The organism is Rhizobium zaerense (assembly GCF_051810725.1).
In the GTDB taxonomy this organism is placed as follows: Bacteria; Pseudomonadota; Alphaproteobacteria; order Rhizobiales; family Rhizobiaceae; genus Rhizobium; species Rhizobium leguminosarum_I.
Genome location: NZ_CM132690.1, coordinates 411,399 through 434,460 on the forward strand (window position 1 = coordinate 411,399; position 23,062 = coordinate 434,460).

Sequence of the window (23,062 nt, forward strand, 5' to 3'; positions counted from 1 at the left end):
TCAACGCAAACCAACCGGCGCATACGTGTCCGCTTCCGTTTCAGGACACGCAGGAGATTTTATGTCAGTAGCTACCCCCTCCCGCGAGGATTTCGCGGCTCTTCTCGAAGAGTCCTTTGCCAAGAACGACCTGGCCGAAGGCTATGTCACCAAGGGCATCGTCACGGGCATCGAGAAGGACGTCGCCGTTGTCGACGTCGGCCTGAAGGTTGAAGGCCGCATCGCGCTCAAGGAATTTGGCGCGCGCGCCAAGGACGGCCTGTTGAAGGTCGGCGACGAAGTCGAAGTCTATGTCGAGCGCATCGAAAACGCGCTTGGCGAAGCCGTTCTGTCGCGCGAGAAGGCTCGCCGCGAAGAAAGCTGGGTCAAGCTCGAAGCCAAGTTCGAAGCTGGCGAGCGCGTCGAAGGCGTGATCTTCAACCAGGTCAAGGGCGGCTTTACGGTCGACCTCGACGGTGCGATCGCCTTCCTGCCGCGTTCTCAGGTCGATATTCGCCCGATCCGCGACGTAACCCCGCTGATGCACAATCCGCAGCCCTTCGAAATCCTCAAGATGGACAAGCGCCGCGGCAACATCGTGGTTTCGCGCCGTACGGTTCTGGAAGAATCCCGTGCCGAGCAGCGTTCTGAAATCGTTCAGAACCTCGAAGAAGGCCAGGTTGTTGACGGCGTCGTCAAGAACATCACCGATTATGGTGCGTTCGTTGACCTCGGCGGCATCGACGGCCTGCTGCACGTCACCGACATGGCATGGCGCCGTGTGAACCATCCGTCGGAAATCCTGAACATCGGCCAGCAGGTCAAGGTTCAGATCATCCGCATCAACCAGGAAACCCACCGTATCTCGCTCGGCATGAAGCAGCTCGAGAGCGATCCGTGGGATGGCATCCAGGCCAAGTATCCGGAAGGCAAGAAGATTTCCGGTACCGTCACGAATATCACCGACTACGGTGCATTCGTCGAGCTGGAGCCGGGCATCGAAGGCCTGATCCACATCTCGGAAATGTCCTGGACCAAGAAGAACGTTCACCCCGGCAAGATCCTGTCCACGAGCCAGGAAGTCGAAGTCGTCGTTCTCGAAGTCGATCCGTCCAAGCGCCGTATTTCGCTCGGCCTCAAGCAGACGCTGGAAAATCCGTGGGCAGCATTCGCCCGCAGCCATCCGGCTGGCACTGAAGTCGAAGGCGAAGTCAAGAACAAGACCGAATTCGGCCTGTTCATCGGCCTCGACGGCGATGTCGACGGCATGGTGCACCTCTCCGACCTCGACTGGAACCGTCCAGGCGAACAGGTCATCGAGGAGTTCAACAAGGGTGACGTCGTCAAGGCCGTCGTTCTCGACGTCGATGTCGAGAAGGAACGCATCTCGCTCGGCATCAAGCAGCTCGGCAAGGATGCAGTCGGCGACGCCGCTGCTTCTGGCGACCTGCGCAAGAATGCAGTCGTTTCCTGCGAAGTCATCGCGGTCAACGACGGAGGCGTCGAAGTGAAGCTCGTCAACCACGAGGACATCACGTCCTTCATCCGTCGCGCCGACCTCGCCCGCGACCGCGACGAGCAGCGCCCCGAGCGCTTCTCGGTCGGCCAGGTGTTCGACGCCCGCGTCACCAACTTCTCCAAGAAGGACCGCAAGATCATGCTGTCCATCAAGGCTCTGGAGATTGCGGAAGAGAAGGAAGCCGTTGCCCAGTTCGGTTCGTCCGACAGCGGCGCTTCGCTCGGCGACATCTTGGGCGCAGCCCTGAAGAACCGCGGCGGCGAATAAGCCTCGCATCCGCCTTTGAATTGAAGAACCCGCCGGAGCGATCCGGCGGGTTCTTCATTTTCAGGCGATGAAAAGTGCTAGAGCGGTTCAGCTTTTAACGGAGCCCAGAACCGCTCTATCCTCTTGTTTTTACGCAATCCCGGACGGAAAACCGCTTCGCACTTTTCCTGGAATTGCTCTATTCCCAGCCGACCATGCGCTGATAGAGCGCATAGACCGGGTCGTCGGCCACTCCTGGCTGATAGACCGATGGTTCGGCATCGATCATCCTTGGCGTCCTCCGCTCGGGTGCGGCGGCGGTTTCTTCAGCGTCGGGCTCGGCATCGCCGCCGTCGGACTGCGCCTGCTGCTGATCCTCGGACGCGTCGTCACGGTGGTGCTGATGCTGGTGGTGCGTTTCGCCTGCCTTCTCGTTCGACGGCGTATCCTTGGCGAACTGGTAGGGCAGCTGGCTATAGGCAAATCCCTCCGGCATCCTTGCCGCCAACGGCACATAGGAAGCCTCGGCCATCTCGGGAACCGGCCTCATCTGCGGTTGCGCGGAGATTTCTTTCGGCTGACGGGCGGCAGCAGCCGCGGCCTCGATATCCATCTGCGATGGGCGGAGTGCTGCGGATTGGCGAGGATCGGGTGCGGTGAATTCGGCCGGCTGCCTGGTCAGGGTTTCGGTCGCATCGCTGATGACGGCGTCGTCGAGGATCGTATCGATCTCCACCGCCGCCTCGACGGGAACATCCTCCAACACGGTCTGGACGTCTTGTTCGCGGATGATGGTGACGATCATCTCGGAGACTTCTTCGGTCATCGAGGCGACAATTCCTGCCCAGTTCCTGGGAATGACAGGATCGACCTTTTCCGCCATCGCACTGGTTTGGATGGCAGCCGGCTCCGGCGTTGCCGGCGTATCGTCGGCCGCTGCGGCTTCCGTCGGCAACGGTTGCCCGGCTTCGATCTCCCGCGGCGCAGATTTTTCCGGGGCGATCTCCCTTGCCGTGACAGGGGCGGATTGAGCCCGGTTCTCAGCCTTCGGCGATTCCGGATCGGCAGCTTCCACGGCTTCGGCGATGACCGCTTCTTCGACGGTCGCCAAAGCTGCGGCCTCGATCAGCGAATCGGCTGACGCGGGCGCCGCGTCGGCCGGCTGGTGCATGGCGGCAGGCAGGCTGTCCTCATGCAGCCTTATCTCGGGCAGCCGGATCTCAGGGCGAGCTTCGGTGCGCATCGGCGATGCATCGTTCTGGCCATAGGAGCGGACGACGGCGCGGGCGGCGAGATCGCGATCCTTATAGCGGACGATCTCCAGATAGGCGACGACGCGGGCGGCTTCAGGACCTGTCGGGTTCTTCAGGGCCTCGGCGATCGTCCGGAGCGGCACGCTATGCCCATTCTCGGTGAGCTGGCGCTCGACCTCGTCGATCCTGGCGGTTGGCAGTCGCCGGATGGCATCGGCGAGCCGAGAGGCGAAGGCAAGATTGCTCTCGTCCTCGCCACGCTCCAGCGAGATCGAGCGGCCTGCCGCGTCGATGACATCGAAAAGGGCTTCGACCATGCGCTCGCGCGCCGCAAGGAGCAGAATATTGAGCTTGCCGGCAATGGCGGAATTGAGGTCGGCGGCCTCGACTGCGTTGACAGGCGCGGGGGCAATCACCGATTGGCCGAGACCACTGGCGACGATCGCCGCTGTCTGACTCTGGGACGAAAAGCTTGCATTGGACGCTGCACGAACGGGAGTCAACATGGCATGCTCCTTTCGTAAAGTGACGATGAAAGCAGGCTCTAGAAAAGGACCGCGCTCATCCGGTCCCCTTGCATCCCAGCAGATCCTCCTGTCCGCATGACGCAGTTCCGGCGTCATCGAAATGCATAAAAATTAACAGGAATATTAATGAACAGGCGTTAACGAATCGCTAACGGCCGCCGGCAAGCCTGCCGTACGCCTATTGGCAAACGCAGAATGAAGGCAATTCGCTCAGCTATGGGCGAAGATATCGGCATCTTCCCAGCCGAGCAGGTCGAGCTTGGCGCGGGTCGGCAGGAATTCGAAGCAGGCCGTCGCATGATCGTAGCGGCCATCGCGGATCAGGCGTTCCGTCAGCTTGTCGCGCAATGCATGCAGATAAAGCACGTCGGAGGCGGCATATTCGAGCTGGGCCGGGGACAGAGTCTCGGCCGCCCAATCGGAAGATTGCTGCGCCTTGGAGACATCGACGTCGAGCATCTCCTTGAGATTGTCCTTGAGGCCGTGGCGATCCGTATAGGTCCGGATCAGGCGCGAGGCGATCTTGGTGCAGAAAACCCGGGTCGTCGTGACACCGAAGGTATGGAAGAGCACGGCAATATCGAAGCGACCGTAATGAAAGATCTTCTGATGGGTAGGGTCTTCGAGCAGGGCGACGAGATTGGGCGCCTCTTTCTGGCCGGCGGCGATGCGGATGATATCGGCGGTGCCGTCACCCGGCGAAAGCTGGACGACACAGAGCCGGTCGCGGCGCGGCACAAGGCCGAGTGTTTCGGTGTCGATCGCAATCGCGCCGGTGTAGCGGGCTGCATCGGCCGCGGAAATATCGCCTTCGTGATAACGTATGGTCGCTGCCATGAGATTGTCTTTCGTTCGAATGCATCCCCTACAGCGCCGCGCGTCTCTTATGACGCGCAAAGGACGCTGTAGCACTTTGAATGGCTGCTTAATTTTATCCTGAAATCGATTCCGATTTAAGAATTTATCCAGCAGCGCTATAGCGCAATGGCGCAGAGTGCGAAACCGCTTTCCAGCCGCTGGAGCGCCGTGCGTCCTCCTGGACGCACAAAGGACGCTCTACCTCATTTCGTCTCCGCATCGTGTTAGCCGTTCAGAATGTCGGCGGGGTGTTGATCCAGAGAAGCACGGTTTCGCCATCGTGGCGGTTGCGCCAGGAATGGTCGCGGCGGCTTTCGAAATAAAGTGAATCGCCAGGCCCGAGATCGAAGAACTGATCGCTGTCGAGCACCAGTTCGAGCCGGCCGGACAGAACATGCATGAATTCCTCGCCCTCGTGGCGATAGGCGCCTTCGCTGGCAGCCCCCGGCGCCAGCACGAAACGGTGGCAGTCCATCATCCTGCGGCCTTCGGCAAGGAGCTGCACCGCGACGCCCGGGGTTGTTTCGGGCCACTTGCGCCATTCGCCGGCGCGCACCAGCGCCGGCACGTCCCCGCTTTCTTCACCGGAGAGGCGGGAGACGGTGGTGCCGTAATATTCGGCGAGATCGTGCAGCGTCTTGAAACTGACGCCCTGCGAGGTGCGCTCCAGCGTCGAGAGCGTCGAAGAGCTGACGCCGATGTCGCCAGCCACCTGATCGAGCGTCTTGCCGCTCGCATGGCGCAGGCTGCGCAGCTTGCGGCCGAGGCCGCCATCCTGGCTTGCCTCGGCGCCATCGGCGGAAGGCTCCTCGCTCTCCAGCGCCTCGCGGATTGCCGCGGGATTGAGGCCGCGCTCGACACGATACCAGGAGATGCGCTTCAACCGCGCCACATCGTCGGCGCTGTATTGCCGATGACCGGTTTGCGAACGGCCGGGAACCACCAGACCCTGGCTTTCCCAGAGGCGTAGCGTCGAGGCCGAAACACCCGCCAGCCGCGCGGCTTCCGCCACCTTGTAGCGCACAGGCCCGTTATCGTTCATCCGCCAATATCCCTGATTCCAATCGCCCCAGAGCTTTCATCAAAAAACGTGATGTTTGAAGCAAAAAATGCCGCTTGTTTTCTTGCAGGAAAAATGTAGGTGTTTTGTATGCATCTTGCAGAAGATATGCAAGATAGTTCTCAAACTTTTCAGCGGAGGAGCCATCGATGAACACGACAAGCCTTACGGACCGGAAGAACGCCGCTATTTCACGCGGCGTCGGCATGACGACCCAGATCTATGCGGATCGTGCAGAGAATGCCGAGATCTGGGACAAGGAAGGCCGCCGTTACATCGATTTCGCCGCCGGCATCGCCGTTCTCAATACCGGCCACCGCCATCCCCGGGTCATCGCGGCGGTCAAGGATCAGCTCGACCGCTTCACCCATACCTGCCATCAGGTGGTGCCTTACGAAAGCTACGTACACCTTGCCGAGCGGCTGAACGCGCTGCTGCCTGGAGATTTTGAGAAGAAGACGATCTTCGTCACCACGGGCGCCGAAGCGGTTGAGAACGCCGTCAAGATCGCCCGTGCCGCAACCGGCCGCTCGGCCGTCATCGCCTTTGGCGGCGGCTTCCATGGCCGCACCTTCATGGGCATGGCGCTGACCGGCAAGGTCGTGCCCTATAAGGTCGGCTTCGGCGCGATGCCGGGCGACGTGTTCCACGTTCCCTTCCCGGTCGAGCTGCACGGCGTTACCGCCGACCAGTCGCTGGCGGCACTGAAGAAGCTCTTCGCCGCCGATGTCGATCCGCAGCGCGTCGCCGCCATCATCATCGAGCCGGTGCAGGGCGAAGGCGGCTTCTACGCCGCACCTGCCGCCTTCATGAAGGCGCTACGCGAACTCTGCGACCAGCACGGCATCCTGCTGATCGCCGACGAGGTGCAGACCGGTTTCGCCCGCACCGGCAGGATGTTCGCAATGGACCACCACGAAGTGGCGCCCGACCTGACGACGATGGCAAAGAGCCTGGCCGGCGGCTTTCCGCTCGCCGCCGTCACCGGCCGCGCCGAAATCATGGATGCGCCAGGACCGGGCGGGCTCGGCGGCACCTATGGCGGCAATCCACTCGGGATCGCGGCCGCCCATGCCGTGCTCGACGTCATTGTCGAGGAAGATCTCTGCAACCGCGCCAACCAGCTTGGCGGACGGCTGAAGCAGCGGCTAGAATCGTTGCGCGAGACGGTGCCCGAGATCGTCGATATCCGCGGGCCGGGCTTCATGAACGCCGTCGAATTCAACGACCGGACGACGGGACTGCCGAGTGCGGAATTCGCCAACCGGGTGCGGCTGATCGCGCTCGACAAGGGCCTGATCCTGCTCACCTGCGGTGTCCACGGTAACGTCATCCGCTTTCTTGCGCCAATCACCATCCAGGACGAGATCCTCGGTGAAGCGCTCGATATTCTCGAAGCCTCGATGCTGGAAGCGAGCGCGGCCAAGTGATCGCACCGGAACTGGATTTCAATGGCTGCCGGCAACCGGCAGCCGCACTCCCACGGAGGTTATGACATGGCTTTCACCACCGCACTGACTAAGCACGTTCCCTTTTCCTCGCCCCTGCTGCGCGATGCCGGCTATATCGACGGGGTCTGGACATCAGGCGATGCCACTCGGACTTTTGACGTGCTGAACCCGGCAACCGGCGAGCTGCTCGCCTCGCTGCCCGATATGGGCGCTGCCGAGACGCGGACGGCAATCGATGCGGCCCATGCCGCCCAGCCGGCCTGGGCGGCCCGTCCGGCCAAGGAGCGCAGCGCGATCCTGCGCAAATGGTTCGACCTGATGGTTGCCAATGCCGACGAACTCGCCGCGATCCTGACTGCCGAAATGGGCAAGCCGTTCCCGGAAGCGCGCGGCGAGATCCTTTATGCCGCGGCCTATATCGAATGGTATGCGGAAGAGGCCAAACGCATTTACGGCGAGACGATCCCTGCGCCTTCCCAAGACAAGCGGATGATCGTCATCCGGCAGCCGGTCGGCGTCGTCGGCACGATCACGCCGTGGAATTTCCCGGCGGCGATGATCACCCGCAAGATCGCCCCGGCGCTTGCCGTCGGCTGCACCGTGGTGTCGAAGCCAGCCGAACAGACGCCGCTGACGGCGATCGCGCTTGCCGTGCTCGCCGAGAAGGCCGGCATTCCGGCCGGCGTCTTCAACGTCATCGTCGGGGTCGACGGTCCGGCGATCGGCCGCGAGCTCTGCGGCAACGAAAAGGTGCGCAAGATCAGCTTCACCGGCTCGACCGAGGTCGGCCGCATCCTGATGCGGCAATGCGCCGACCAGATCAAGAAGGTGAGCCTGGAGCTCGGCGGCAACGCCCCCTTCATCGTCTTCGACGATGCCGATCTGGACGCTGCCGTCGAAGGCGCGATTGCCTCCAAATACCGCAATGCCGGCCAGACCTGCGTCTGTGCCAACCGCCTCTACGTCCAATCGAACGTCTACGACGCCTTCGCCGCCAAGCTTGCCGCCAAGGTCGCCGAGATGTCGGTCGGCGACGGCTTCAAGCCGGGGGTCGTGATCGGGCCGCTGATCGACGAGCAAGGCCTTGCCAAGGTCGAGGACCATGTCAGCGACGCGCTTGCCAAGGGCGCCAAGGTACTGATCGGCGGCAAGCGCATCGACGGCGCCGGCACCTTCTTCACACCGACGGTGCTGACCGGCGTTGCCCGCGGCATGAAAGTGGCGCGCGAGGAGACCTTCGGGCCGGTGGCGCCGCTCTTTCGCTTCGAGACCATCGAGGATGTCATCGCCCAGGCCAATGATACGGAATTCGGCCTCGCCGCCTATTTCTACGCCGGCGACCTGAAGAAGGTCTGGCGGGTGGCGGAAGCGCTGGAGTACGGGATGATCGGCATCAATACCGGCATCATGTCGTCCGAGACCGCGCCTTTCGGCGGCATCAAGCAATCCGGCCTCGGCCGCGAAGGCTCGCGCCACGGCGCCGACGACTATCTGGAAATGAAATATCTCTGCATCGGCGGCGTCTGATCCGCCGTCTCACGGCGCAAGACAGCCCAACGGTACGCGGCATTGCGCCGCGTGCCGTCAATAGTGCGGCGGGCGGGTGATGCCAGGTGCCTCCAGCGACTGCTCCTCCAGCGACAGGAAGCGTTCCGTCAACCGGTCGAGCTTGGTGCGCATCTGCTCCACGATCTTCCATTGCTCGGCGAGCTGATCGGAAAGCTCTTCGATCGTCTTTGCCTGGTGGGCCAGCATTTCTTCCAGTTGGGTGATGCGGTTCGTCTCGTCGGACATCGATACTCCTTTGCCGAAACCTGCGACAGATGGTTTTCCCAAAGCGGAAATAGGCCGCCTCGTCAATGCTTTCCATGCCCGGCGTAGCCATGCGCAAAACTGTACCGTTTGGTTACTAAAAGACCTTGCCGCGCCTGATGTTGTGGGGTAGGCCGTTATCCATCTGGGAGGAATACTGATGGATGCAGGAAACGGCTTTCTTCATCCGGACCGGCTTTTTCCGGCTGATCCGGCAACACGGACCATCGCGCAAGACCTCTACGAGACGGTGCGCAATCTTCCGATCGTCAGCCCGCACGGGCATACCGAACCCTCCTGGTTTGCCGACGACAAGCCCTTCGAAGACGCGGCTTCGCTGCTGGTCATTCCCGATCACTATCTCTTCCGGATGCTGCACAGCGTCGGCGTCACCTTGGACGAGCTCGGCGTGCCGCGGCTCGACGGCAAACCGGTGGCTGAGGGGCGGGCGATATGGCGGACCTTTGCCGCGCACTACCACCTTTTCCGCGGAACGCCTTCGAGCCTCTGGGTCGACCACGCCATGTCGGCCGTGCTCGGCTGCACCGAGCCGCTGACGGCTGACAATGCCGACGCGCTCTACGACCATATCAATGCTCAGCTTGCCCTTCCCGAATTCCGCCCGCGGGCGCTGCATCAGCGATTCGGCATCGAAACGATCGCGACGACGGATGGCGCGCTCGACCCGCTGGCGCATCACCAGAAGTTGGCGGCCGACGGCTGGATCGGCAAGGTGCGCACCACCTACAGGCCTGACAGTGTCACCGATCCCGACGCCGTCGGCTTCCGCGACAATCTCGTCAAGTTCGGAGAGATCACCGGCACTGAGGTAACGCGCTGGGAGGGCCTGATCGAGGCGCACCGGCGCCGGCGCGCCTATTTCCGCCAGTTCGGCGCCACCGCCACCGATCACGGCGTGCCGACAGCCTTTACGTCAGATCTGCCGCTCGTGGAAAAGCAGGCGCTGCTCGACAAGGCACTGAAGGGTCCGCTTTCGGCCGAGGAGGCCGAACTCTTCCGTGGCCAGATGATGACCGAGATGGCCGGGCTTTCGGCCGAAGACGGCATGGTGATGCAGATCCACGCCGGCTCCAGGCGCAATACCGACCGCGGGCTCTTTGCGACGCGCGGCGCCAATATGGGCGCCGATATCCCGACACGCACGGACTGGGTCGGCGGCCTGAATGCGCTGCTATCAAAATATGGCCACGCACCGGGTTTGCGTGTGCTGCTCTTCACGCTCGACGAGACGACCTATGCACGCGAGCTGGCGCCGATGGCTGGCCACTGGCCCTGCCTGATGGTCGGCCCGCCCTGGTGGTTCTACGACAGCCCGAACGGCATCCGGCGCTATCTCGACCAGGTTGCGGAAACGGCAGGTTTTGCCAATATGGCAGGTTTCAACGACGATACGCGTGCGCTGCTTTCGATCCCGGCCCGGCATGACGTCTGGCGCCGCGAAGTCTGTCGCTTCCTCGCCCAGCTTGCCGCCGAGTACCGGATTTCCAAGCGGGAAGCCGAGATCGTCGCGGGCGAGCTCTCCTATGGCAATGCAAAGAAGGCCTACAAGCTGTGACCGAACGACTGCAGACCCTTTCCGGCCTCGCCCCGACGGCGAAGCTTCCCGCCTATGACCGCGACCAGCTGAAAAGCGGCATCCTGCATCTCGGGCCGGGCGCCTTTTTCCGCGCGCATTTCGCGCCGTTTACGGATGGTGCGCTCGCAGCCGCAGGCGGCGACTGGGGCATTGAGGTAGCAAGCCTGCGAACGCCCGATGTCTGCGACAATCTGAGCGCTCAGAACGGGCTTTATACGACGCTGATCCGCGACAGCTCGGGCACGACGGCTGAGGTGATCGGTTCGATCCTGAAGGCGCATGTGGCGCCGCGCGATCCGGCCGGTCTGCTGGCGCGGCTCGAAGATCCCGCTATCCGCATCGTCAGCATGACGGTGACGGAAAAGGCCTATGGTTTCGATCCGGCAACCGGCGGCCTCGACCTGAAGCACCCCGATATCGTCGCCGATCTCGCCAGCCCGCATGCACCGCGCGGCGTCATCGGCTACCTCGTGGAAGGCCTTGCGCGCCGCCGGCAGAAGGGGATCGCGCCCTTCACGCCGCTCAGCTGCGACAACCTGCCGAGCAACGGCGCGGTTCTGAAACGCCTCGTGCTTGAATTCACCTCGCGCATCGATCCCGACCTGCATCGATGGATCGAAGCGAATGTGCCCTTCCCTTCGACGATGGTCGACCGCATCACGCCGGCAAGCACCGACGCGACCTATGCCGATGCCGAGCGGCTGACGGGCCGCACCGACATGGCGGCGGTCGAGACAGAGCCTTTTACGCAGTGGGTCATCGAAGATCATTTCGCCAATGGCCGGCCGGCCTGGGAAAAGGTGCGCGGCGCGCTGATGGTCGAGGAAGTCTCGGCCTACGAAAAGATGAAGCTGAGGATGCTGAACGGCGCCCATTCGCTGCTCGCCTATCTCGGTTATATCGGCGGCTATGAATTCATCCGCGACGTGATGGACGATGCAGCCCTGGCAGCACTTGCCTACCGCCACATGCATGCAGCGGCGAGAACGCTCGATGCAGTTCCCGGCATCGACCTCGATGACTATGCCAGCGAATTGATAGCGCGCTTTGCAAACAAGGCGATCGCCCATCGCACCTATCAGATCGCCATGGACGGCACGCAGAAACTGCCGCAGCGGCTGCTGGAACCGGCAACCGAGGCACTGGCGCATGGCGACAAGGCGGAGACCTATGCGATCGCTGTTGCCGCATGGATGCGTTATGCGATCGGCGAGCATGGTAACGGCGAGCGCTACGAACTGCGCGATCCCCGTGCTGGCGAAATCGCCGCACTCATCGCCGATGTCCCGCGCACCGGCCTGGCGATTTCGGCGGCTCTTTTCACACTTCCGGGACTCTTCCCGGCAGCTTTGACAAGAAATCGGGCGTGGACGCAGGATGTGTCAGACAAGCTGGAGATCCTGATCCAGGACGACCGGCTGCCGCTGTTCTGAGGCTTGGAGTCTTTCCGAGATAGACTCGCTTCGGCTGGGAATGATGAGGCGAGGGCGTGCCGTGGCCGCCCCCTCTGCCATGCCGGGCATCTCCCCCACAGGTGGGGAGATTGGCTGGGCGCACCGGCTTCCCCAAACAATCGGCGTCCAGCACGGCGAAACGATAGATGGGTAGGATGATTCAAGCCACTTGTGATCTCCCCACCTGTGGGGGAGATGCCCGGCAGGGCAGAGGGGGGCTCACACGGCGTGCCCTCTCCTCGTCATCTCTGTCCTCAAAGCTTCGGTCGAAGGCAAAGAATCAAGTATTCGAGTTCGTCAGGCTTTCACCCGCTCCATATCCGGATCGTAGAGCGGCGACAGCGATACCTTGCAGGGGATGCGCTCCCGCGCGACGTCAAGCTCATAGGTGCCGGAGAGGACGAAATCCTCGGTGACGCCGTCGGGATTGCGGACGTAGCCGTAGCCGATCGGTTTGCCCAGCGTGTAGCCGAAGCCGCCGCTCGACAGCCAGCCGACGCGGTTGCCGTCGCGATAGATCGTTTCGCGGCCAAGCAGCACGGCATTAGCATCCTCCGGAATGAAGCAGGCGAGGCGCTTCTTCACGCCGCCCGCAAGCTGCCGTTGGATCGCCTCACGGCCGCGGAAGGGAATATTCCTCCGCATCTTCACTGCCCAGCCGAGACCGGCCTCGACAGGCGTATGGTCGGGACCGATATCCGACCCCCAGGCGCGATAACCCTTTTCCAGGCGGCAGCTCTCAATGGCGCGGTAGCCGGCATTGATGAGACCGAGTTCACCGCCAGCGGCCATCAGCACGTCATAGACCGTGGTCGCATATTCAATAGGAATATGGAGTTCGTAGCCAAGCTCGCCGACATAGGTGATGCGCAGCGCCCGCACGGGGCAGCCTGCAATACCGATGGTCCTGACCTTGCCGAAGGGGAAGGCTGCATTCGAGACGTCGCTGCCCGTCACCTTTTCCAGCACGGCGCGGGAATTCGGTCCCATCAGCGACAGCACGGAATAGGCGGATGTGACGTCGACCAGCTCGGCATGCATGTCCGCCGGGATATTGCGTGCGATCCAGTCGAAGTCATGGGTGGCGAAACCGGTACCGGTGACGATGTAATATTCATTCTCGGCGATGCGGGCGACCGTCACGTCGCACTCGATGCCGCCCTTGTCGTTCAGCATCTGCGTGTAGACAAGCGATCCCACCGGCCTTGCGACATCGTTGGAGGCGATCCAGGACAAGGCCGCCTCGGCATCCCTGCCCTTCAGCACGAATTTGGCAAAGGAGGTCTGGTCGAAGATGACGGCCGCTTCGCGCACCGCCTTGTGTTCGCGGCCGACGGCGTCGAACCAGTTCTGCCTGGCATAGCTGTAGATATCCTTCGGCTCCTCGTTGGCGAAGAGATCGGCAAACCAGTTCGGCCGCTCCCAGCCGAGCTTTTCGCCAAAACAGGCGCCCTGCGCCTTCAGCCGGTCATAGAGCGGCGATTTGCGGCAGGGGCGGCCGCTCGAATGTTCCTCGAACGGCCAGGCCATGGTGTAATGTTTGCCGTAGGCTTCGAGCGTGCGTGTCCGCACCCAGTCGGTATCGAAATGCGGACGGCCGAAACGGCGAATATCGACTGGCCAGAGATCATAGGGCGGTTCGCCCTTCGTCACCCATTCGGCAAGCGCCATGCCGGCGCCGCCGGCCGAAGCGATGCCGAAAGCGTTGAAACCGGCGCCGACGAAGAAATTCTTCAGCTCCGGCGCCTCGCCGAGAATGAAGTTGCCATCCGGCGTGAAGCTTTCCGGGCCGTTCAGCAGCTGCTTGACGCCGACATTCTCCAGCGCCGGAACGCGGCCGAGCGCCTGTTCCATGATCTGCTCGAAATGGTCGAAATTGCTGTCGAGCAGCGTGTAATGGAAACCTTCGGGGATGCCGTTTGCCGCCCAGGGAATGGGGTTCGGCTCGTAGCCGCCCATGACGATGCCGCCTACCTCCTCCTTGTAATAGGTCAGGCGATCGGGATCGCGCAGGGTCGGCAGGTTGGATGGCACGCCGAAGGATTCGGTGATGATGTATTGATGCTCGACGGAGACCAGCGGCACGTTGACGCCGAAGCGGGCCGCGAAGGCGCGCGTCCATTGGCCGGCACAAACGACGACGCGCTCGCATTCGATGCGCCCTTGCGCCGTGATAACGGCACGAATCCTCCCCTTGTCGATTTCGAGGTCGAGGACTTCGATATCCTCGAAGATCGAAACGCCCGACATGCGGGCGCCCTTTGCCAGCGCCTGGGTGATGTCGGAGGGATTAGCCTGACCGTCGGTCGGAAGGAAGGCGGCGCCGACGAGATCGTCCACAGTCATCAGCGGCCAGAGATCGAAGGCTTCCTGCGGTGTCAGCAACTGCATTTCGAGGCCGAAGGACTGGGCGGTGGTCGCCTGGCGCCTGACCTCGGTCCAGCGTTCTTCGTTGCAGGCAAGACGCAGGCCGCCATTCATCTTCCAGCCGGTGCCGAGTCCCGTTTCCGCCTCCAGCCGCTTGTAGAGATCGACGGAATAGCCAAGAAGCTGGGTGATATTGGCGCTGGTGCGCAGCTGGCCTACAAGGCCGGCGGCGTGGAAGGTGGTGCCCGAGGTAAGCTTCTTGCGCTCCAGCAGCACGGTATCGGTCCAGCCAAGTTTGCCGAGATGATAGGCCGTCGAGCAGCCGATAATGCCGCCGCCGATGACCACGGCTTTCGCCGTCTTCGGTAATTCCTTCGTCATTTATTGGTCCTGTTCAAAGGCTTGATAGGCGCGCTCGAAGCGCGCGAGATTTTCGGCTGTGTAGCCGGCGTAATCGAAATCGATGCTGGAATGGATTTCCGAAATCATGCTCCAGAGCGTCTCGCGCAGCAGCGAGGCGCATTTCATTGCGGCATAGCGTCTGCTGAGATCATCGGTCAGCGGCCGGTCGAAATAGGTCTCCAGCATCGTGCGCTCGACCGCTTCCGGGAGTTCGTTGTTGGAGGCCAATCCGCCAAGATCGAAAAGCGGCGTGTTGAAACCGGCATAGTCCCAGTCGATCAGCCAGAGCCGCTTGCCGTCATCGAGAAAGTTGGCGGCCAGCAGGTCGTTGTGGCCGAAGGCGATCTCGAAAGGCCCTGCCGCTTCTTCCAGCGTCTCAGCCCTGCCGACGAGCCCCGGCAGCAGAGGAAGATAGCTGCTCTGCGACGCCTTCAGATTGGCAGCGTAATCCCGGATAACGTGAAAGACCCAGAAGATCATCGCCTGGCCGCGGAAATGCCGGGCGATGTCGCGATGGCAGGCGCGCACCAGGGGCAAGACCCGGGCGAGCATATCAGGCGTCCTGATATCCTCCGGCGAAAGCGCCCGCGCCTCGATATATTCGAGCACCAGCACGCCCGGCGAATGGTGGATGACGGCGGGCGATATGCCGGCGGCATGGGCGGCACGGCTTGCGGCAAGCTCGTTCTGCCGGCTGATGTGATGGATCGGAATATCGGTGCCGAGCCTGACCACGCAGCGCGCGACGGCATCGCTGACCAGATAATTTCTGTTGGTGATGCCGCCTGCTATCGGCGAGATTTCGATCGGGCCTTGCCAGATGCCAAGCGCATGAATCCTATCTTCAGGCGTCATGCTTGATCCCCCAGAGCATGATGCCGAAAAGTGTGAGCGGTTTTCGGACGACATCATGCTCTAACTATATAATGTAGAACAGGATTCAGATTTTAGGCCGACCCGGCCTAAAATCATCCTGTCCTAGCGGCCCCTCCGGAAATGATGGGCCAGAGGAGGATCTGATGTCAAGCAGCGGCGCGCTTAGATCGTCTTGCCGGCCGCGTCGAAGACGTGGCAGCGGGCCGGGTCGAAGGACGCCTTCACATTGGCGCCGCGCTCCACCTTCTGCTGGCCGTCAAGCGCAACGGTCAGGAGCTGGTTATCCGGCGTCGTGGTGTAGAGCATGGTGGCGCCGCCGAGATTTTCGACGAGATCGACGTTGATGGTCGAGAGCGCGATTGCGCCTTCGGCCAGGGAAAGATGCTCGGGACGGATGCCGAAGGTGACGTCATCTCCCGCCCCGCCTTTCAGGCGGCGCGGCAGGCGGACGGAATTGCCGCAGACATGGATGCTGGTTTCGGCCTCGCCGACCTGCTCGATGCGGGCCTTCAAAAAATTCATCTTCGGGCTGCCGATGAAACCGGCGACGAAGCGGTTGGCCGGGTTGTTGTAGAGATCAAGCGGCGCGCCGACCTGCTCGATACGGCCGGAATTCAACACCACGATCTTGTCCGCCATCGTCATGGCTTCGACCTGGTCATGGGTGACATAGATCATCGTATTGCCGAGGCTGCGGTGCAGGCGGGAGATCTCGACGCGCATCTGCACGCGCAGTTCGGCATCGAGGTTCGACAGCGGCTCGTCGAACAGGAAGATCCGCGGCTCGCGCACGATGGCGCGGCCGATCGCGACACGCTGGCGCTGGCCGCCGGAGAGCGCCTTCGGCTTGCGCTCCAAGAGCTTCTCGATCTGCAATATCTCGGCGGCGCGCTTCACCTTCGGCTGGATATCGGCCTTCTTGTAACCTGCCGTCTCCAGGCCGAAGGCGAGGTTCTTGTAGACCGACATATGGGGATAGAGCGCATAGGACTGGAAGACCATGGCGATGCCGCGCTTGGCAGGCGCCACCTCGTTCATGCGCTCGTTGTCGAGCAGCAGCCCGCCGCCGGTGATCTCCTCGAGACCGGCGATCATGCGCAGCAGGGTCGATTTTCCGCAGCCCGAGGGGCCGACGAAAACGACGAATTCGCCGGGATCGATGGTCAGGTCGATGCCATGGATCACATCCAGCGAGCCGTAGCGCTTCTCGACCTTCTGAAGAACGACACTGGTTGCCATCTTCTCAAAACCCTCTCTTTTTATCTTGTCGGTTACTTCGTTCTTGCGCGCCAATCGGCGTATTTCGGGCTGTCGGGACCGACCGGCAGCGGCACGTCGGCGCCGCTATCGGAAGACTGGTAGATGGCGGTGACGAGTTCCAGCGCGCGGCGGGCGTCCTTTGTCGACACAGGCAGCGACGCATGGCCGCTGAGGAAAGCGTGGAACTGGCCCATCTGGGTGGTGAAACGCGGCGCGACCGGCTGCCAGTCGCCAACTACCTTATCGATCTGCTTCTGCACGTCGTCATTCGCAGCGATGATCTTCCAGGGGTCCTTGCCGGGAGTATAGGGCTCGTGGCTGCTTTCGAAAGTGACATTCTCGAAGTGCAGCCTGAGCCGGCTAATCTGTTCCTGCGAACCAAGCGTGCAGGACAGCGAGACAAAGGCGCCGCTTTCCATCAGCAGGCTGGCGGAGGCACAATCCTCTACCTCGATATCGTTGACGCGGGTGGCGACGCGGCCGAAGACCCTTGCCGCCGGACCCATCAGATGCATCAGCATGTCGTGCAGATGCAGCGCATGGGTGACGAGCACGCCGCCGAGCTCCGTCGCCCATTTGCCGCGCCAGGGCACGGCGTAATATTCCGGCTTGCGCAGCCAGAAGGTTTCGACCGAAGCGGTATAGGGTTTGCCGGCAATACCGGCGTCGATGATCCGTTTGGCCTTCTGGATACCGTCACCGTAACGATATTGGAAGATCGGCATCAGCACGCCTTTGGCGGTCTTTTCCGCTTCCATGATGGTATCGACAGCGGCAAGCGAGCCGGTCAGCGGCTTTTCGCAGACGACATGTTTACCGGCGGCAAGGGCTGCGACCACTTGTTCCAAATGGATGCCGGGAGGGGTGCAGATATCGATGATGTCGATCGTGTCGTCGGCCAACAGCTCCGCAAAGGAAGTGGTGCGCCGTTCGATGCCGAACTCGTCGCCAACCGCCGCCATGCGCTGCTCGTTCAGGTCGCAGATCGCCACGACCTTGAACTTGTCGGAATGCGGCAGGTAACCCTCGACGATGTGGGAGCGGCCGATACCGCAGCCGACGATCGCAACCGTCCTGATGCTCATGTCGCTCTTTCCCGTTATCGCCATCAGCGCTTCATGCCCGTCGTGGCGATGCCCTCGATCAGCAGGCGCTGGAAGAACAGGAAGAAGAAGAACACCGGCACGAGCGTCAGGGTCGACATGGCGAACAAACCGCCCCAATCCGATGCACTGGTGGAATCCACGAAAGTGCGCAGGCCGAGCTGGATCGTATAGGTGTTCATGTCGTTCAGATAAATCAGCGGGCCGAAGAAATCGTCCCAGGTCCAGATAAAGGAGAAGATCGCGGCCGTTGCCAGCACCGGGAGCGACAGCGGCAGCATGATCTTCCAGTAGATGCGCCAAGCGCTGCAGCCATCCATCATCGCCGCCTCATCGAGTTCGCGCGGGATACCGCGGAAGAACTGCACCATGAGGAAGATGAAGAAGGCATCGCTAGCCAGGAACTTCGGCACAACCAGCGGCAGGATGGTGTTCACCCAGCCGAGGTTGAGGAAAAGCACATATTGCGGGATCAGCGTCACATGGTAGGGGATCATCAGCGTGCCGAGCATGATCGCGAACCAGAAGTTCCGGCCGACAAAACGCAGCCGCGCAAAGGCGAAGGCTGTCAGCGAACAGGCGATGACATTGCCCGTCACCACCAGCAGCGAGATGACCAGCGAATTCCAGAAAAACCGGCCGAAACTGACATCAAGGCCGACCCAACCGCGCGCATAGGAAGCGAAATCGATCGACGAGGGGATGAGCGAGGTCGACGAGAAGATCTCGTTTTCCGGCCTGACCGACGCCGAAACCATCCACAACAGCGGATAGAGCATCAAAAGTGAAGCGGCGATCAGCAGGGCGTGGATGATGAGCGACGTCTGCAGGCTGCGTTTGGTGATGTCGGATGGCGGCCTGGCCGCAGTGACGGAAGCGGTCATCTCAGTCATCGTAGTGCACCCAATAACGCGAGGTCAGGAAGGAGAAGGCGGTGAAGATCGCGATGATCAACACCAGGATCCAGGCGAGCGCCGAGGCATAGCCCATGCGGAAATTGCCGAAGGCTTCCTGATAGAGGTAAAGCGTGTAGAACAGGGTCGAATTGATCGGACCGCCGGTGCCGCCTGAGATGATAAAGGCCGGCGTGAAGGCTTTGAAAGCATCAATCGTCTGGACGACGGCGTTGAAAAAGATCACCGGCGTCAGAAGTGGCAGGGTGATCTTATAGAATTGCCGGAATTTCGAGGCGCCGTCGAGGCTTGCCGCCTCATACATATCCTGCGGGATCTGGCGCAGGCCGGCCAGGAAAATAATCATCGGCGAGCCGAACTGCCAGACGGACAGAGCCACCAGCGTGTAGATCGAATAGTTCGGATGCGAGATCCAGCTCGGACCTTCGATGCCGAAATGCGAGAGCGCGGCATTGACCAGGCCATCGCTGGCGAAAAGCTGACGCCAGAGCACGGCGATCGCCACGCTGCCGCCCAGCAGTGACGGCAGATAGAAGATGGCACGATAGATCGACAGCCCGCGCAGGCCGCGGTTCAGCGCCATGGCGACCAGCAAGGCGAAGGTCAGCTTGAACGGCACCGAGAAGACGACATAGGTCAGGGTGACATGCATGGCAGCCGAGAATTTCGGATCCGCCGTGGCGATGCGCACGTAATTCGCCATTCCCACCCACCGCGGCGACTGAAGCATGTCGAAGTCGGTGAAGGAGAGGTAGAGCGAAATCAGGGCCGGCCCGAGCGTCAGCCCGAAAAAGCCGATGAGCCATGGAAGAAGGAAGAGATAACCGGGAGCATTGGCATTCCAGAGACGCCTGAAGCGTCCTTCGGCCACGGCCCCCTGATATCTTTCCACATTTATGGCCCCTGCGGGCGTGCGCATCGCATTGCTCATACGGGATCAGCCTCGTGCGAGAATCTGCGTGATTTCAGCGACAAGCTGTTTGCCGCCGTCTGAGGGAGACAGCTGTCCAAAGCCGACCTGTTCGGCGATGTTGCGTAACATCAGCTCACCTTCACCGGCGCCGGCCGGCGGCGGCGGCGGCAATTTGCCGGCGAGATCGCCAAGGCCACTGACATAGGCCAGCGCAACCTTGCCGTTCTCATCAAGCTTCGCCGCCACGACTTCGCGCATGGCCTTCGATTCCGGAATTCCGCGTTCGACATCCAGAAGCAGCGCTGCCTCGGGGTTCTTGACGAAGAAATTGACGTAGTCCACGGCCAGGTCCACGGATTTCGACTGGGCGGAGACCGAGAAGAACATCGAAGGCTTGCGATAATGGCCGCCCTTCGAATCCGCCTTGACGCGCATGTAGTTGGTCAGCGCCAGCTTGTCCTTGTTCATTGCCTGATAGGCGACGAATTGGTTGGAATGGGCAAAACCGGCGGCCGACTTGCCGAGCGAAACCGTGTTGGTGTCGATATCGTTCTTGTCGAGGGCCTGGACATCGGCAGGAACGCAGGCGCCCGCCGCACGGAACTTGGCCCACATGTCGTACCATTCGGAGGCATCGTCCACGTCGAAGGCGATCTTGCCGTCGGCGGTATAAAGCGCCTTGCCGCGCTGACGCAGCCAGTTTTCGAACAGCGGTTCGCCGCCGCTGCCGTCGGCCATGCCGAACATGCCCTTGCGTTTGCCTGCCTTGGTGATCTCCGTCCCCATGCGAGCGAATTCTTCCCAAGTGGTCGCCTGGGTCGGCAGATCGACGCCGGCTTCCTTGAAGGCGGTGGTGTTCAGGACCGTGGCGGCCGAATTCGCCCCAAGGCTGACGCCGTAGAGATGGCCGTCGACGCTGCCGCCTTCGATCTGCGCCTTGTCGAAATCGTCGAGGTTCAGCTTGGCCGGCATATAGGATTCGAGTGGGGCGAGCGCGCCGCGCCGCGCATACTGGACAATATAGCGATAGTCCATCTGGATGACATCGGGCGCGTTGCGGCCAGCGACCTGGGTCGCAAGGCGCGGCCAGTAGTCGCCCCAGCCGAGGAATTCGCCGGTGATCGACGTGCCCGGATTTTTCGTCTGATAGAGCTGCGATACCTTGTTGGTTCGGTCGGCGCGCGGCTGCGAACCCCACCACAGGAGACGCAGGCGCTTTTCCTGTGCCAAAGCGCTGGTTCCCAGCGCTGAGAGTGAGAGAAGCGTGGCGCCTCCCGCGACGAAATTGCGTCTGCTTACACGGAATGTCATTTCTTTTCCTCCTCTAAAGGGAAGCGCCTCCACACGCTTCCGAACCTAGTTACCCTTGCATAAATAACTAATTGGTTACAAGCTACGGGCAAAGCGGCGCACGTGTCAAGCGGTGTCGCTCGCAGGCCCTTCAAATTCGGTTTTTACAATTTCGCACCGAAGGCTTATGAGCGCAACATGTGAAGACGGAGGTGGAGAGATGAACGACAGCGGGGAGAATGGGGGAAAGAAAAGGTCTCGACGCCCATCGGCAGAACGGACGACCCAACGCGATCCGGAACGGACACGCGCTGCTATCCTTGATGCCGCAACTCGGGAATTTGCCGAAAACGGCATAGGTGGAGCTCGCGTCGATGCGATCGCCGAGCGCGCCGGCACCAATAAGCGCATGCTCTATCATTATTTCGGCGACAAGGAGCAGCTCTACCTCAGAGTGCTCGAGGAAGCCTATGTCAGCATCCGCACCGCAGAGCGCGCGCTGCATATCGGCGACCGCAGCCCCGAGGAAGGCATCGGCGAATTGGCACTCTTCACCTGGCGTTATTTTCTCCAGCATCCGGAATTCCTCAGCCTGCTCGGCACGGAAAATCTGCATCGGGCCCGCTGGCTACGCCAGTCCGTCCGGCTCAAGGAATTGCATTCGCATCTGATCGGTGAGCTTTCGGACGTGCTCAAGCAAGGAAAGAAGCAGGGCGTCTTCATCGAGACCGCCGATCCCCTGCATGTCTACCTGACGATCGCCTCGCTCGGTTATTTCTACCTCTCCAACCAATACACGCTGTCGACGATCTTCGGCCGCGACCTGATCGAGCCGACCCATCTCAACGCCTGGGAAAGACATATCGTCCACGTCACGCTCGCCTCGATCAAGCGCTGAATTTCTAAAATCGGATTTGACTATTGACAGCCACGTCGCTCTTCTGCCATCAAGTAACTGTTTAGTTACCGGCTTGGGAGGGTCGGGCCAGGACGCCCGCTCCCGCCGCAAAAATCTGCTGGGAGGAAAACATGGCACGCTTGGGGATCATCTTGCACGGCGTCACCGGCCGCATGGGTTACAATCAACATCTGGTGCGTTCTATCCTCGCGTTCCGCGACCAGGGCGGCATCACGCTGAAATCGGGCGAGAGACTTGAAATCGACCCGATCATTATCGGCCGCAACGGCGCCAAGATGGAAGAGCTGGCGAAGAAGCATGGCATCAAGCGCTGGTCGACCGATCTTGATGCCGCTCTCGCCAATCCCGACGACACGATCTTCTTCGACGCCGGCACGACGCTGATGCGGGCCGAGCTGCTGTCCAAGGCGCTCGATGCCGGCAAACATGTCTATTGCGAAAAGCCGATTTCCGACGATCTCCAGGTGGCACTCGACCTTGCCCGCAAGGCGCGCCGCTCCGGCCTCAAGCACGGCGTCGTGCAGGACAAGCTCTTCCTGCCCGGCCTGCGCAAGCTGGCCCTGCTCAGGGATTCCGGCTTCTTCGGCAAGATCCTCTCGGTGCGCGGCGAATTCGGCTACTGGGTTTTCGAAGGCGATTGGGGCGTGCCCGCCCAGCGCCCCTCCTGGAATTATCGCAAGGGCGACGGCGGTGGCATCATCCTCGATATGCTCTGCCACTGGCGCTACGTGCTCGACAATCTGTTCGGCGAAGTCAAAGCCGTATCCTGCCTCGGTGCCACGCATATTCCGCGCCGCATCGACGAGCAGGGCAAGGCTTATGACTGCGACACCGACGATGCCGCCTATGCGACCTTCGAGCTCGAAGGCGGCGCGATCGCGCAGATCAATTCCTCCTGGGCCGTCCGCGTCCGCCGCGACGACCTCGTCACATTCCAGGTCGACGGCACGCATGGTTCAGCCGTCGCCGGCTTGACGAAATGCTGGAGCCAGCACCGCGTCAACACGCCGAAGCCGGTGTGGAATCCGGACCAGCCGCAAACGATCGACTTTTACAAGACCTGGGACGAGGTTCCCGACACACAGGCCTTCGACAACGGCTTCAAGGCGCAGTGGGAAATGTTCATCCGCCATGTCGTCGAAGACGCGCCGTGGCCCTATGGCCTGGAGGCCGGTGCCAAGGGTGTGCAGCTTGCCGAACTCGGCTTGAAATCCTGGGCCGACCGCCGCTGGCTCGATGTTCCCGCACTGGAGTTCTGAGCC

The 23,062-nt window shown here is 61.6% G+C and carries 18 protein-coding genes; 7 read left to right on the plus strand and 11 right to left on the minus strand.

From position 1 onward, the window contains the following. Positions 1 to 61: 61 nt before the first annotated feature. Positions 62 to 1,765, plus strand: coding sequence for a 30S ribosomal protein S1 (gene rpsA, locus ACS4RR_RS02115; protein WP_003544285.1), 1,704 nt, complete (start codon positions 62 to 64; stop codon positions 1,763 to 1,765). Positions 1,766 to 1,943: 178 nt separating this feature from the next. On the opposite strand, the gene ACS4RR_RS02120 is transcribed toward rpsA, so the two are convergent. The 3 genes from ACS4RR_RS02120 to ACS4RR_RS02130 all read right to left on the minus strand — a co-directional run bounded on the left by ACS4RR_RS02120 (position 1,944) and on the right by ACS4RR_RS02130 (position 5,424). Beyond that, positions 1,944 to 3,503, minus strand: a complete 1,560-nt coding sequence (locus ACS4RR_RS02120) for a hypothetical protein (RefSeq protein WP_456189647.1) — start codon at positions 3,501 to 3,503, stop codon at positions 1,944 to 1,946. Positions 3,504 to 3,734: 231 nt separating this feature from the next. Beyond that, positions 3,735 to 4,361, minus strand: a complete 627-nt coding sequence (locus ACS4RR_RS02125; RefSeq protein WP_017966430.1) for a ribonuclease D — start codon at positions 4,359 to 4,361, stop codon at positions 3,735 to 3,737. A 253-nt stretch (positions 4,362 to 4,614) separates the two neighbouring features. Further along, positions 4,615 to 5,424, minus strand: a complete 810-nt coding sequence (locus tag ACS4RR_RS02130; RefSeq protein ID WP_018068682.1) for a MerR family transcriptional regulator — start codon at positions 5,422 to 5,424, stop codon at positions 4,615 to 4,617. A gap of 167 nt (positions 5,425 to 5,591) precedes the next feature. Between ACS4RR_RS02130 and ACS4RR_RS02135 the strand changes: the two genes are divergently transcribed. Both ACS4RR_RS02135 and ACS4RR_RS02140 read left to right on the plus strand, forming a co-directional pair. Further along, positions 5,592 to 6,872 carry a 4-aminobutyrate--2-oxoglutarate transaminase gene (locus ACS4RR_RS02135; RefSeq protein WP_170257462.1) on the plus strand — a complete coding sequence of 427 codons (1,281 nt, stop codon included), beginning with the start codon at positions 5,592 to 5,594 and terminating at the stop codon, positions 6,870 to 6,872. A gap of 66 nt (positions 6,873 to 6,938) precedes the next feature. Further along, positions 6,939 to 8,420 (plus strand): NAD-dependent succinate-semialdehyde dehydrogenase, encoded by a 1,482-nt coding sequence (locus ACS4RR_RS02140; protein WP_456189648.1) that lies wholly within the window; start codon positions 6,939 to 6,941, stop codon positions 8,418 to 8,420. A gap of 57 nt (positions 8,421 to 8,477) precedes the next feature. On the opposite strand, the gene ACS4RR_RS02145 is transcribed toward ACS4RR_RS02140, so the two are convergent. Beyond that, entirely contained in the window at positions 8,478 to 8,687 is a 210-nt protein-coding gene (locus ACS4RR_RS02145) for a SlyX family protein (protein ID WP_456189649.1), read from the minus strand. 178 nt (positions 8,688 to 8,865) lie between these two features. Between ACS4RR_RS02145 and uxaC the strand changes: the two genes are divergently transcribed. After that, positions 8,866 to 10,281, plus strand: a complete 1,416-nt coding sequence (uxaC, locus tag ACS4RR_RS02150; RefSeq protein WP_456189650.1) for a glucuronate isomerase — start codon at positions 8,866 to 8,868, stop codon at positions 10,279 to 10,281. Continuing rightward, the gene (locus tag ACS4RR_RS02155) at positions 10,278 to 11,735 is read left to right on the plus strand and encodes a mannitol dehydrogenase family protein (RefSeq protein WP_456189651.1); all 1,458 of its coding nucleotides are present in this window, start codon (positions 10,278 to 10,280) and stop codon (positions 11,733 to 11,735) included. The genes uxaC and ACS4RR_RS02155 overlap by 4 nt, the downstream gene beginning before the upstream one ends. Positions 11,736 to 12,053: 318 nt before the next feature. Here ACS4RR_RS02155 and ACS4RR_RS02160 read toward each other — a convergent pair whose 3' ends face one another. The 7 genes from ACS4RR_RS02160 to ACS4RR_RS02190 all read right to left on the minus strand — a co-directional run bounded on the left by ACS4RR_RS02160 (position 12,054) and on the right by ACS4RR_RS02190 (position 20,902). Beyond that, a complete protein-coding gene (locus tag ACS4RR_RS02160) occupies positions 12,054 to 14,504 on the minus strand; it encodes a GcvT family protein (RefSeq protein ID WP_456189652.1) in 2,451 nt (816 codons plus the stop codon). Beyond that, positions 14,505 to 15,380 carry a phosphotransferase gene (locus ACS4RR_RS02165; protein WP_456189653.1) on the minus strand — a complete coding sequence of 292 codons (876 nt, stop codon included), beginning with the start codon at positions 15,378 to 15,380 and terminating at the stop codon, positions 14,505 to 14,507. A gap of 183 nt (positions 15,381 to 15,563) precedes the next feature. Next, positions 15,564 to 16,640, minus strand: a complete 1,077-nt coding sequence (locus tag ACS4RR_RS02170) for an ABC transporter ATP-binding protein (RefSeq protein WP_456189654.1) — start codon at positions 16,638 to 16,640, stop codon at positions 15,564 to 15,566. Between the two features lie 32 nt (positions 16,641 to 16,672). Further along, positions 16,673 to 17,770, minus strand: a complete 1,098-nt coding sequence (locus ACS4RR_RS02175; RefSeq protein WP_456189655.1) for a Gfo/Idh/MocA family protein — start codon at positions 17,768 to 17,770, stop codon at positions 16,673 to 16,675. Then, positions 17,770 to 18,657: a carbohydrate ABC transporter permease gene (locus ACS4RR_RS02180; RefSeq protein WP_456189656.1), complete on the minus strand. Its 888-nt coding sequence runs from the start codon at positions 18,655 to 18,657 to the stop codon at positions 17,770 to 17,772. The genes ACS4RR_RS02175 and ACS4RR_RS02180 overlap by 1 nt, the downstream gene beginning before the upstream one ends. Continuing rightward, positions 18,650 to 19,609 (minus strand): carbohydrate ABC transporter permease, encoded by a 960-nt coding sequence (locus ACS4RR_RS02185; RefSeq protein WP_017966418.1) that lies wholly within the window; start codon positions 19,607 to 19,609, stop codon positions 18,650 to 18,652. The genes ACS4RR_RS02180 and ACS4RR_RS02185 overlap by 8 nt, the downstream gene beginning before the upstream one ends. A 6-nt stretch (positions 19,610 to 19,615) precedes the next feature. Further along, positions 19,616 to 20,902: an ABC transporter substrate-binding protein gene (locus tag ACS4RR_RS02190; RefSeq protein ID WP_017966417.1), complete on the minus strand. Its 1,287-nt coding sequence runs from the start codon at positions 20,900 to 20,902 to the stop codon at positions 19,616 to 19,618. A 199-nt stretch (positions 20,903 to 21,101) separates the two neighbouring features. Between ACS4RR_RS02190 and ACS4RR_RS02195 the strand changes: the two genes are divergently transcribed. Both ACS4RR_RS02195 and ACS4RR_RS02200 read left to right on the plus strand, forming a co-directional pair. Next, positions 21,102 to 21,779 (plus strand): TetR/AcrR family transcriptional regulator, encoded by a 678-nt coding sequence (locus ACS4RR_RS02195; protein ID WP_017966416.1) that lies wholly within the window; start codon positions 21,102 to 21,104, stop codon positions 21,777 to 21,779. 131 nt (positions 21,780 to 21,910) lie between these two features. Further along, entirely contained in the window at positions 21,911 to 23,059 is a 1,149-nt protein-coding gene (locus ACS4RR_RS02200; protein ID WP_222280152.1) for a Gfo/Idh/MocA family protein, read from the plus strand. Positions 23,060 to 23,062 lie beyond the last annotated feature (3 nt).